The organism is Nostoc sp. LEGE 12447 (genome assembly GCF_015206985.1).
In the GTDB taxonomy this organism is placed as follows: domain Bacteria; phylum Cyanobacteriota; class Cyanobacteriia; order Cyanobacteriales; family Nostocaceae; genus Nostoc.
In genome coordinates, this window is sequence record NZ_JADEXT010000093.1 from 1 (window position 1) to 12,113 (window position 12,113).

At 40.1% G+C, this 12,113-nt stretch carries 4 protein-coding genes; all 4 read left to right on the forward strand.

All coding sequences use genetic code 11. The features are described from left to right. Window positions 1–767: phosphopantetheine-binding protein (locus tag IQ274_RS35515; RefSeq protein WP_194145144.1), on the forward strand; the 767-nt coding region annotated here is incomplete at its 5' end. Between the two features lie 14 nt (window positions 768–781). Next, window positions 782–5,401: a type I polyketide synthase gene (locus IQ274_RS35520; RefSeq protein ID WP_194145145.1), complete on the forward strand. Its 4,620-nt coding sequence runs from the start codon at window positions 782–784 to the stop codon at window positions 5,399–5,401. Window positions 5,402–5,498: 97 nt separating this feature from the next. Next, complete coding sequence (locus IQ274_RS35525) at window positions 5,499–10,400, forward strand: non-ribosomal peptide synthetase (RefSeq protein WP_194145146.1); 4,902 nt, start codon at window positions 5,499–5,501, stop codon at window positions 10,398–10,400. 47 nt (window positions 10,401–10,447) lie between these two features. Continuing rightward, on the forward strand, window positions 10,448–12,113 hold a 1,666-nt coding region (locus IQ274_RS35530), incomplete at its 3' end, for a condensation domain-containing protein (RefSeq protein WP_228058617.1).

Sequence of the window (12,113 nt, forward strand, 5' to 3'; positions counted from 1 at the left end):
ACCCATTTTCTCAAATACCAGGGGAACGACTTTATAAAACAGGTGATTTGGCGCGTTACCGACCAGATGGGGTTCTGGAATTTCTCGGACGAATCGATGACCAGGTAAAAATTCGCGGTTTCCGCATCGAATTGGGAGAAATTGAAGCCACAATCAATCAACACCCATGTGTATCTACGAGTGTAGTTGTCGTTCGGAAAGATGAATCAGCAAATCAAACTTTAGTAGCTTATATTACTTTACAACCGCAGCAGACATTAGCAATACCTGAACTGCGCCGCTTTTTGGAACCTAAGCTGCCAAACTATATGATTCCCTCGGCTTTTGTGACTTTAGATATCCTACCTTTGACATCTAACGGTAAGGTAGACCACAAAGCACTACCCGCAGTTGAAAATTTCCGTCCAGAATTAGCAGTGGCTTATTTGCTGCCACAAACAGAGGTCGAACAGACTATTGCAGATGTTTGGCAAAAATCTTTGAAAATCGAGAAAATAGGCATTCACGATAATTTCTTTGAGCTTGGTGGGCATTCATTACTCTTAATTACAGTTCATAGCCAATTGCGCGAAATATTTAAAACTGAGTTATCAATCCTCGATCTGTTCAGATACCCCACTATTAGTTATTTAGCAGATTATTTAAATTCGTCTCAACAAAAAACAATTTCTTTACAGGAAACTGATATTCAAACTGACAAAATTTTAGATGGGAAAGCGCAACAAAAAAAACGTTTGCAAAAAATGAAATCTATTATAAATAATTGAGGATTTAAAACATAATGAACGGTTCAGAAATAGCGATTGTTGGATTATCAGGAAGATTTCCCGGTGCTAAAGATGTTGAGGAATTTTGGCAAAATCTCCAAAATGGTGTAAATTCAGTTTCTTTTTTCAGCGATGAAGAATTGTTGTCATCAGGATTAGATCCAGATGTTTTGAAAAATCCTAACTATATCAAAGCAGCATCTCTATTAGAAGATGTAGAATTGTTTGATGCTGCCTTTTTTGGCTTCAATCCTAGAGAAGCAGAAATAACCGACCCGCAACATCGGTTATTTTTAGAGTGTGCTTGGCAAGCACTGGAAAACGCGGGTTATAACTCAGAAATATACAAAGGTGCTATAGGTGTTTTTGGAGGTTCTAGCCTCAGTAGCTACTTACTTAATGTTTATTTAAATCAAAATATTACTTTTAATGGTCATCAACTAAATATTGCAGGTGATAAAGATTACCTTACTACCCGTGTTTCTTATAAACTTAACTTAACTGGCCCTAGTTATACAGTTCAAACTGCCTGTTCAACTTCATTAGTAGCTGTACACCTAGCGTGTCAAAGCTTGCTGAATGGTGAATGTGATATGGCTTTGGCTGGCGGTGTTGCCATCAAGTCATCAAGAAAAGGTGGTTATTTTTACCAAGAAGGCGGCATTTCGTCACCAGATGGCTATTGCCGTGCCTTTGATGCTAAAGCACAGGGAACTGTTAGTGGCGAAGGTGTGGGAATCGTGGTTTTAAAAAGACTAGAAGATGCCTTCACTGATAGAGATTGTATCCACGCCGTTATCAAAGGTTCTGCTATCAATAATGATGGGTCAAACAAAGTTAGCTACACTGCACCCCGGATCGGTGGTCAAGCAAAGGTAATCAGAATGGCTCAAGTTGTGGCCGAAGTTGAACCAGAAACTATTACCTACACTGAAGCCCACGGTACAGGAACATCTTTAGGAGACCCAATAGAAATCGCTGCACTTACAGAGGTTTTTCAAGCCAGTACCCAAAAGAAAGGCTTTTGTGCAATTGGCTCGGTGAAAACAAATATCGGACACTTGGATGCTGCCGCCGGAGTGACAGGCTTAATCAAAACTGTATTAGCTCTCAAGCACAAGCAGATTCCACCCAGCTTACACTTTGAAAAACCTAATCCCCAAATTGATTTTGCCAACAGTCCTTTTTACGTTAATACTGCTCTTTCTCCGTGGGAAGTAAGAGGTATTCTTCGCCGTGCTGGTGTTAGTTCCTTTGGTATTGGTGGGACTAATGCCCATGTAATTCTTGAAGAAGCACCTTCTTTAAGAGAGCAGGGGAGCAGGAAATCGGAGGAGCAGGGGAGAAATTATCAGTTGTTGGTGCTTTCAGCTAAAACTAACTCGGCGCTAGAAACTGCTACGACAAATTTAGTTGATTATTTACAGCAATATCCCAGTAAAAATCTTGCTGATATCGCTTATACCCTTGGTGTTGGTCGTAGAACTTTTGACCATCGCCGGATGTTGGTATGCAAGAACATTGATGATGCACTCAAAGCATTCAAATCTCCAGGTTCACCAGAAGTATTCACCCACTATCAGGAACCAAAACATTGCCCAGTGGCGTTTATGTTTTCTGGACAAGGTACTCAGTATGTGAACATGGGTCGAGAACTTTATGAAACTGAGTCAATTTTTCGAGAACAGATTGATGATTGCTGCAAATTACTTCAACCGCATCTAGGGATAGATTTGCGAGAACTACTGTATCCTAGTGCGACACAACATCAAGAGGTGGAAAAACAGCTGAAACAAACGGCGATCGCTCAACCTGCCCTGTTTGTGGTGGAATATGCCCTAGCACAATTGTGGATGGCTTGGGGGGTAAATCCACAAGTGATGATAGGCCACAGTATTGGGGAGTATGTTGCTGCTTGCTTGGCTGGAGTGTTCTCGCTGGAAGATGCTTTGTTTGTGGTTGCAATGCGTGGGCGACTGATGCAGCAAGTTCCTGCTGGAGCGATGTTAGCAGTAACGCTATCACAGGCGGAACTTCAACCCTTATTAACACAAGAATTAGCGATCGCAGTTTACAATACACCATCTCTATGTGTCGTAGCTGGCCCGGTGTCATCTGTGGAAAAATTGCAACATCAACTGCGTAAACAAGGTGTGGAGTGTAGACTTTTACACACTTCTCATGCCTTTCATTCGCCGATGATGTCAGCAATCATTGAGCCGTTTACTCAACTGTTGCAAACAGTTAAACTTAATCCTCCGAAAATTCCATTTTTATCTAATGTCAGTGGAATTTGGATTACCACAGCCGAAGCAACTGACCCTAATTATTGGGCGAAGCATCTCAGACAACCAGTGCGTTTCAGTGAAGGGGTGATTGAGTTACTCAAACAGCCAGAGCGAATTTTACTAGAAGTTGGCCCAGGGCGGACACTGAGTAGCTTGGTCAAGCAACACCAAGTAAATGAGCAAATGGTGCTAACCTCAATCCGCCATCCCCAAGAGCAACAGTCAGATGTAGCATTTGTGCTACAAACTTTGGGTAAGCTCTGGTTAGTAGGGGTGCAAGTGGATTGGTCAGCTTTTTACGCACATCAGCAATGCGATCGCCTGCCCTTACCAACATATCCTTTTGAGCGTCAACGCTACTGGATTGAGGCAAATCCAACAGCTTCTGCACCGACATCTCGACAAGAAGCATTACACAAAAAGTTAGATATTGCTGACTGGTTTTACATCCCTCGCTGGCAACAATCTATACCACTGGGAGTTTTGCAAACAGGTGAACTGACACAGCAAAAGTTATGCTGGTTGGTCTTTGTCGATGCGTATGGAATCGGAACAGAAGTAGCAAAACGACTAGAACAACAGGGTCAAAATGCGATCGCAGTCAAAGTAGGTGAGCAGTTTGCTCAACTCAGTGAAGGTAGTTATACAATCAATCCCGAACAACGCAACGATTATCATGCTTTACTGCAAGCACTACAAAAACAGGGTTTGATTCCACAAGCGATCGCTCATTTTTGGAGTGTCGCACCTAACGATACTTTTGCCTGTAGTAGCCTTAGTGAACAGACACAATATTTTGATGATTGTCAAAAAGTCGGCTTTTACAGTCTACTTTTCTTAGCACAAGCACTGGCAGAACAGAATCTAACTGAGCCGACAAAGTTAATGGTTGTTACCAGTAATGTACATGATGTCACTGGCGAAGAGAAATTATGCCCACACAAAGCAACAGTGATTGGCTCATGCAAGGTAATTTCCCAGGAATATCCTCATATTACCTGTTGTCACATTGATGTGGTAATTACTGCTGCTGACACCAAACCATCTGAGAAACTTATAAATCAGCTAGTAGGAGAATTTACAGCAGAATCGACAGAGAATGTCATTGCTTACCGTGGTCATCATCGCTGGATTCAAACCTATGAGGCTGTTCGCTTAGATCAGAGTGTTGCTGACAAAACTCGTTTGAGGGAAGGAGGCGTTTACTTAATTACTGATGGATTAAGTAGCGTTGGTTTATCGCTGGCAGAATATCTAGCGCAGAAAGTACAGGCTAAATTGGTTTTGCTGGGACGAACAGATTTGCCTGCAAAAGAGCAGTGGTCTCAATGGTTGGCGACTAATGATGAACAGGATATTGTTAGCTGCAACCTCCGAAAATTACAAGCACTGGAGGCATTAGGCGCTGAGGTTTTGGTCATCAGTGCTGATGTTGCTAACGAACAACAAATGCACAATGCGATCGCCACAGCTACTTCACGCTTTGGTGAAATTCATGGTGTCATTCACGCTGCTGGAAATCCTGAAAATGCACATTGTGCTATACAAGGAACTTTGCCAACTGAAACTCAATTACAATTTCATTCTCAAGTCTATGGATTATTTGTTTTAGAAAAAGTTTTGCGAAACTACAACCTAGATTTTTGTTTTTTAATATCATCTTTATCATCTGTTTTAGGAGGATTAGGATTTGTTTATTCTTCCGCAGCTTCCAATTTTATGGATGCTTTTGTTTATCAACACAACCAAAGAAATTCTTGTTTTTGGTGTAGCATAAACTGGGATAAGTGGAAAACTAAAGAAGAACAGCTACATACAATTAATGAAATAAATTCATCTCAATTTTTCATAACATTACAGGAAGGTATAAAAGCCTTTGAACGTGTGTTATCCATGTCTGGGATTTGTCAAATTGTTGTCTCAACTGGAGAATTGCAAGCTAGGATTGACCAACGGCTCAAGCTGGAATCATTACAAAAGACGAAATTATCCAGCCAGGAAGATTTATTTTCCAACCACCAAAGACCAAATTTACTCACAGCATATATTGCACCTAGAAATGAGATTGAGCAAACTGTTGCAGAAATTTGGCAAAAACTTCTAGGTGTTGAACAGATAGGAATCCATGACAACTTTTTTGAGTTAGGAGGACATTCCTTGTTAGGAACTCAGGTTATTTCTCACTTACGTAAAGCCTTTTTGATAGATTTGCCTCTACGTCACTTATTTGATGAACCTACTATAGCTGGTATTTCAGAATGTATCGAAAACATTCGTAGTACAGCTAGAAAAATCCTAGTTTCTGCTAGTTATAATTTAGGCGATCGCGAGGAAATAGAGTTGTGAACAAATGCTTTACCTGTAATTTATCTACGTTAATTGTGATTGGTTGATTCTGAATAAACATGGCTTTAACTGTGTTCGGTTACGAGGAGAAAGATTTATGAAAACCATCGATCAATTTTTGTCTTATATTGATAGTTTAGACATCAAGCTCAGGGTTGATGGCGATCGTTTATACTGTAACGCTCCTCAAGGAACACTAACGCCAGAATTAAGCGCCGAGTTGCGAGAACGCAAGATAGAAATTCTCAAGTTTTTATCTGCTGCTAACCTGGCCTCAAATTCGATTACTATAAAGCCCATTCCTAGAGATATAAACTTACCCCTATCTTTTGCTCAACAACGGCTGTGGTTCCTGAATCAATTTGATCCTAATGACCCTTCTTACAACCTATCTTTTGCCCTTCGTCTGGCCGGTACACTCAATGTAGCAGCACTAAAACAGAGTCTTAACGAAATCGTGCAACGTCACGAAGTCTTGCGAACTACTTTTACAGTGATTGAGCAACAACCAGTTCAAGTTATTGCTCCTAGCTTGACTTTGCAGTTACCTGTAATTAACTTGCAAGAAATCACACCAGCACAACAGCAAGCTGAAGTTTTGCGGCTGGCTGCTCAGGAAGCTAAGTTGCCCTTTGACTTAACACAAGGGCCTTTACTACGTTTTACTTTGCTACATTTAAGTAAGCAAGAATACGTAGCTTTGTTAACAATGCACCATATCATCTCCGATGGTTGGTCATTGGAGCTACTTATCCAAGAATTAACAGCACTTTACGAAGCCTTTTCTCAAGATCATTCCTCTTTGCAAGATGCTAAACGGCTACCAGAATTACCAATACAGTATGCAGACTTTGCAGCATGGCAACGGCAGTGGCTAGTAGGAGAAGTACTAGAATCCCAACTTGCTTACTGGCGGCAGCAGTTGCAGGGTGCGCCAACAGCCCTAGAGTTACCTACTGACTACCCACGACCAGCGATTCAAAGCTTTCGGGGTGCTACTCATCGTTTCCAGCTACCCCCAGAACTATCCGTTGCTCTGAAGAAGTTGAGTCAGCAGGAAGGAGCCACCTTGTTTATGACAATGCTTGCAGCCTTCAAAACCTTATTGTATCGCTACACAACCAGCACTGATATTGTGATTGGTTCACCAATTGCCAATCGTAACCACAGTGAAATAGAAAAGCTAATTGGCTTTTTTGTCAATACCTTAGTGTTGCGAACTAATCTTGAAGGTGATCCCAGCTTTCGAGAGCTATTAGTCCGAGTGCGTGAAGTCGCTTTAGGGGCTTATGCTCATCAAGATGTACCCTTTGAGCAACTTGTCGAACAATTGCAGCCACAACGAAACTTAAGTCATTCGCCGCTATTTCAGGTGATGTTTGTGCTTCAGAATGCACAAAGGACACAGATAAAGTTACCGGGTTTGAGCTTAAGTTCGCTAGAAAGTGAAAGTGGTACTGCCAAGTTCGATTTGACACTGGAAATGAGCGAAACAGCGTCGGGGATGGTTGGCAGTCTGGAATATAATACTGATTTATTTGCAGCAGATACTATACGCCGGATGGCAGGGCATTTGCAGACATTGCTTTGTGGGATTGTTGTTAATCCAGAGCAACGGCTTTCTCAATTACCATTGTTAACAAAAGATGAGCAACATCAACTGTTAGAAAAGTGGAATGACATTCAAGCTGAGTATCCACAAGACAAATGTATTCATCAACTGTTTGAAGCACAGGTAGAAAAAACGCCGGATGCTGTAGCAGTAGTATATGAAAATCAATATTTAACTTATCAAGAACTCAATCACAGAGCAAATCAACTCGCTCATTACTTACAGAAACTGGGTGTTGAGCCAGAGGTTAGGGTGGGAATTTGTGTTGAGCGTTCCCTAGAGATGATAATAGGAGTTTTGGGCATTCTCAAAGCTGGGGGAGCTTATGTACCTTTAGATCCACAATTACCCCAAGAGCGTTTGACTTTCATGGTGCGAGATGCACAAGTTTCTGTATTACTCACCCAGACGCAACTTTTACAAAATCTACCAGTTTTGCCAATTAAACTTGTATACATAGATAAAGATTGGGAGAGCATCACACTATTATCTCAATCCAATCCAGCTATAATTCAATTACACCCAGACAACGTTGCTTACATCATCTATACCTCTGGTTCCACAGGTCAATCTAAGGGGGTAATGATTCAACATCTTAGCCTTGTAAATGCTTATTTTGCCTGGGAAAAAATCTACCAGTTAAGTACAAAGGCAACATCTCATTTACAGATGGCCAGCTTTTCCTTTGATGTTTTTTCAGGGGATTTGATTCGGTCTTTATGTTCTGGTGGCAAGTTGGTTTTATGCTCAAAGGATTTGTTGCTATCGCCAGAACAATTGTATGAACTCATGGAACAAGAAAAGGTGGATTGTGCTGAGTTTGTACCTGCTGTATTGAGAAATTTGATTCACTATCTTGATAGTAGCCAACAGCGTTTAGATTTTATGCGGTTGCTGATTTGTGGCTCTGATAGTTGGAGTGGAGCAGAATACCGAAATTTTTTAAGATTTTGTAGTTTTCAAACTCGTTTAATTAACTCCTATGGACTGACAGAAGCTACCATTGATAGTTCTTATTTTGAAACTACGGTAAAAAATTTAGAACTTAATAAATTAGTAGCTATTGGGCAACCATTTCCTAATACTAAACTTTATATTTTAGATAAAAATTTACAACCCTTACCTATAGGAGTTCCCGGAGAACTCTATATTAGTGGCGTTAGTCTAGCCAGAGGTTATAGCCATCGTCCTGATTTGACTGCCGAAAAATTTATTCCCAACCTATTTAGTAATCAACCAGGAGAACGCCTATACAAAACAGGCGACATAGTTCGCTATTCAAGTGATGGTAATATTGAGTTTATCAAACGTATTGATCATCAAGTAAAAATTCGTGGATTCCGCATTGAATTAGGAGAAATTGAAGCCAAATTAGTTCAGCATTCAGTTGTGCAGGAAAGTATAGTTGTAGTTAGGGAAGATAACCCTGGTAACAAGCGTCTAGTAGCATATATAGTTCCTAATACTCATAATGTTGAGTTAAAAAATAATAGTGAACTAATACCACAGTTACGACAATTCCTCAAAGAAAGTTTACCAGAGTACATGGTTCCTGCTGCTTTTGTATTACTGGAAAAACTACCACTAACACCAAATGGCAAAATAGACCGCAAAGCGCTTCCTATACCTGATTTGACACAGTTGATGCCCGAATCTGATCTCGTGGCTGCTGTTACCCCAGTCCAAGAAATGCTAGCCGGAATTTGGACACAGGTACTTGGTTTAGAAAAGCTTGGTGTCAACGACAACTTCTTTGAGTTGGGCGGACATTCTCTATTGGCGACGCGTGTCATCTCCCAGATCCGTCAAGCCTTTAAAGTCGAGTTACCCTTGCGCCGTTTATTTGAGTCTCCAACTGTCGCCGAACTAGCTAAAGATGTTCAAACAGCTATTAACACTGGCAAAGGATTAGAACTGCCACCCATCAATAGGGTTTTGCGATCGCAAGATTTACCTCTGTCTTTTGCTCAACAAAGACTATGGTTACTCGATCAATTAGATCCAGGCAATCATACTTATAATGATCCTACATCTGTGCGTTTGACTGGTTCACTCAACATCACAGCCTTAGAGCAAAGCCTGAATGCAGTTGTCAGTCGTCACGAAACCTTACGCACAGTTTTTACTACAGTCGAAGGGCAACCGGTTCAGAAAATTCAACCGATTACTGATATTACTATACCGATAGTAGACCTAAGAGGAAATGAGCGATCGCCCCAACAACGAGAAATTGAAGCAAAGCGCCTTGCACTCGCAGAAGCACAACGCCCATTCAACCTAGCTCAAGGGCCATTACTTCGAGCCACGCTACTCCAGCTAGACGAAGCAGAGTATGTATTACTGCTGACCATGCACCACATTATCTCCGACCTGTGGTCAATGGCCATACTCATTCGGGAACTAGCAGACTTTTACGCAGCATTTTGCCAAGGTAAATCGCTGACACTACCAGAATTGCCAATTCAGTATGCAGATTTTGCTGTTTGGCAGAGAGAATGGATGCAAGGAAAGGTGCTAGAAACTCAACTCGCTTACTGGAAACAACAACTCCAAAACGCTTCGACAAAGCTAGAGTTGCCCACTGACAAACCTCGACCTTTGCAGCCAACTTATACTGGCACAACCCAATTGTTCCAGCTACCCAAAGACCTCAGCGATGCACTGCAATTACTTAGCAAGCGGGAAGATGTTACCCTCTCTATGACCCTGCTAACGACTTTCAACGTTTTACTCTACTACTACACCAAGCAAGAGGATATCCTTGTAGGTTCGCCCATTGCTAACCGCAATCGCAGTGAAATTGAAGGATTAATTGGCTTTTTTGTCAATAGTTTAGTTCTGCGGACAGACCTCTCAGGAAACCCTATTTTTAGTGAATTGCTGCGTCGAACACGCGAAGTAACTTTAGGAGCTTATGCTCATCAGGATTTACCTTTTGAAAAGTTAGTCGGAGAATTGCAGCTAGAACGAGATTTAAATTATAATCCACTGTTCCAAGTGTGGTTTACTTTGCAGAATATAGCCACACCAGATATTCAAAAACTTACTTTATCTTTACCTGATCTCACCCTTAGCCCATTCGAAACCAACAAGCAGAGATCACCCTTTGATTTAGGACTCCTACTTTCAGAACAAGCAGAAGGTATTAGTGGTTGCTTTGAATATAAAACGGATTTATTTGAATCCAACACTATAGTCCGCATGACAGAACAGTTAGAAATGCTTTTGCGGTCTGTGGTTACACAACCAGATATCCAACTCAACCAGCTAGTAGAAAAACTTAAAAAATCTGACCATCAACAACAACTAGCTAAAGAACAAGAATATCAACAAACCATTCGCCATAAGTTAATGAAGATTAAACAAAAATCTAACATTATCTCCTAATTGCTCTCTATCTCTCTATGCGAATAAAATCCTGATTTTCCAATATTATGCAAACTAAAACTCTTGAAGGTGTCCGAATTTCTCCACTCCAGAAACGTCTGTGGTTGTTACAGCACACAAATAAGCAAACACCATTTCGTGCCCAAGTAGCAGTTTTAATAGAAGGAAAGCTAGACATAGCTCATCTTAAAGAAACCTTAAACAATGTTGTTAATAAGCATGAGATTCTGCGGACTAAATTTCAATGCTTGCCTGGCATGGAAATTCCAGTTCAAGTAATTAATTATGGTAGTATTGACTGGGAAGATGACTATGATTTAATAGCCTGGAAACCTCAGCAGCAAGATGCCCAAATTGACTTAATTTTTCAAAAAATGCTTCATTTGCCTTTTGATTACGAAAAAGGTCAAATTTTGCGTATCTCTCTAATAACTTTATCACTGCAAAAATATATATTACTTTTGAGCTTACCAGCATTGTGTGCGGATTCTGCAACTCTGAAAAATTTGGTGCATGAAATCAGTAGTTCTTATGAAGCTTGTTTACAAGATAAAGAATTATCTGATGAAATCCTCCAGTATGCTGATATTGCTGAATGGCAAAATGAATTACTTGAATCAGAAGATACAGCAATAGGTAGAGAGTATTGGCGTAAACAGGATATTGCTCACCTTTTGGATTTACATTTGCCTTTAGAGAATCAACTGCAAGTCAATCAAGAGTTTCAGCCTCAATTTGTGAGCTTGCAGATAAATCCTGATTTTACTAATAAAATTAAAATTTTAGCCCAAAAACATAATACTTCTGTTTCTGTATTATTATTGGCTTGTTGGCAAGCATTGCTGATGCGTTTAACTGGGCAATCGGAAATAGTTATTGGTACGGCTAACGATGGTCGTAATTACGAAGAATTAGAATCAGCGTTAGGATTATTTGCTAAATATTTACCTTTACACAGCTATTTAAGATCAACTAGCTTTTTTAGTGAAGTTTTACAGAGAACTCAAGATCGCCTTCAAGAAATTCATGAATGGCAAGATAGTTTTAATTGGGAAAATATTAAACTTAATAAGGATATAAATACATCACATTTTCCATTTTGTTTTGATTTTAAACCACAAAAGCATAACTATACTGCTGCTAATATTAATTTTTCAATTTATAAGCAATATGCCTGTATAGATAGGTTTAAAGTAAAATGTTCTTGTTTAGAATACAACGATTATTTGACTGTAGAATTTCACTATGACGCTAACTTATTTAGTGCTGAAAATATAAGTCGTTTAACGGAAGAATTTGAGACTTTATTGCACAGCATCTTAAAAAATCCGTTATCAACAATTAATGAGTTAGAGATATTACCGCCAAACGAGTTACAACAACTACTGGTTGATTTTAATCATACCCAGACTGACCATCCCAAAAATAAGTGCATTAATCAATTATTTGAGGAACAGGTAAAACGCACACCAGACAACATCGCTGTTATTTTCGAGAATCAGCAGTTAACTTATAGTGAGGTTAATAACCGTGCTAACCAACTAGCCCATTACCTACAACAATTAGGAGTTAAGCCAGAAGTACCCGTGGGGATTTGTGTAGAACGCTCCCTAGAAATGGTCATCGGCTTATTAGGTATCCTCAAAGCAGGTGGAGCATATCTACCAATTGAGCCAACTTATCCCAAAGAACGTCTTGCATTTATTTTACAAG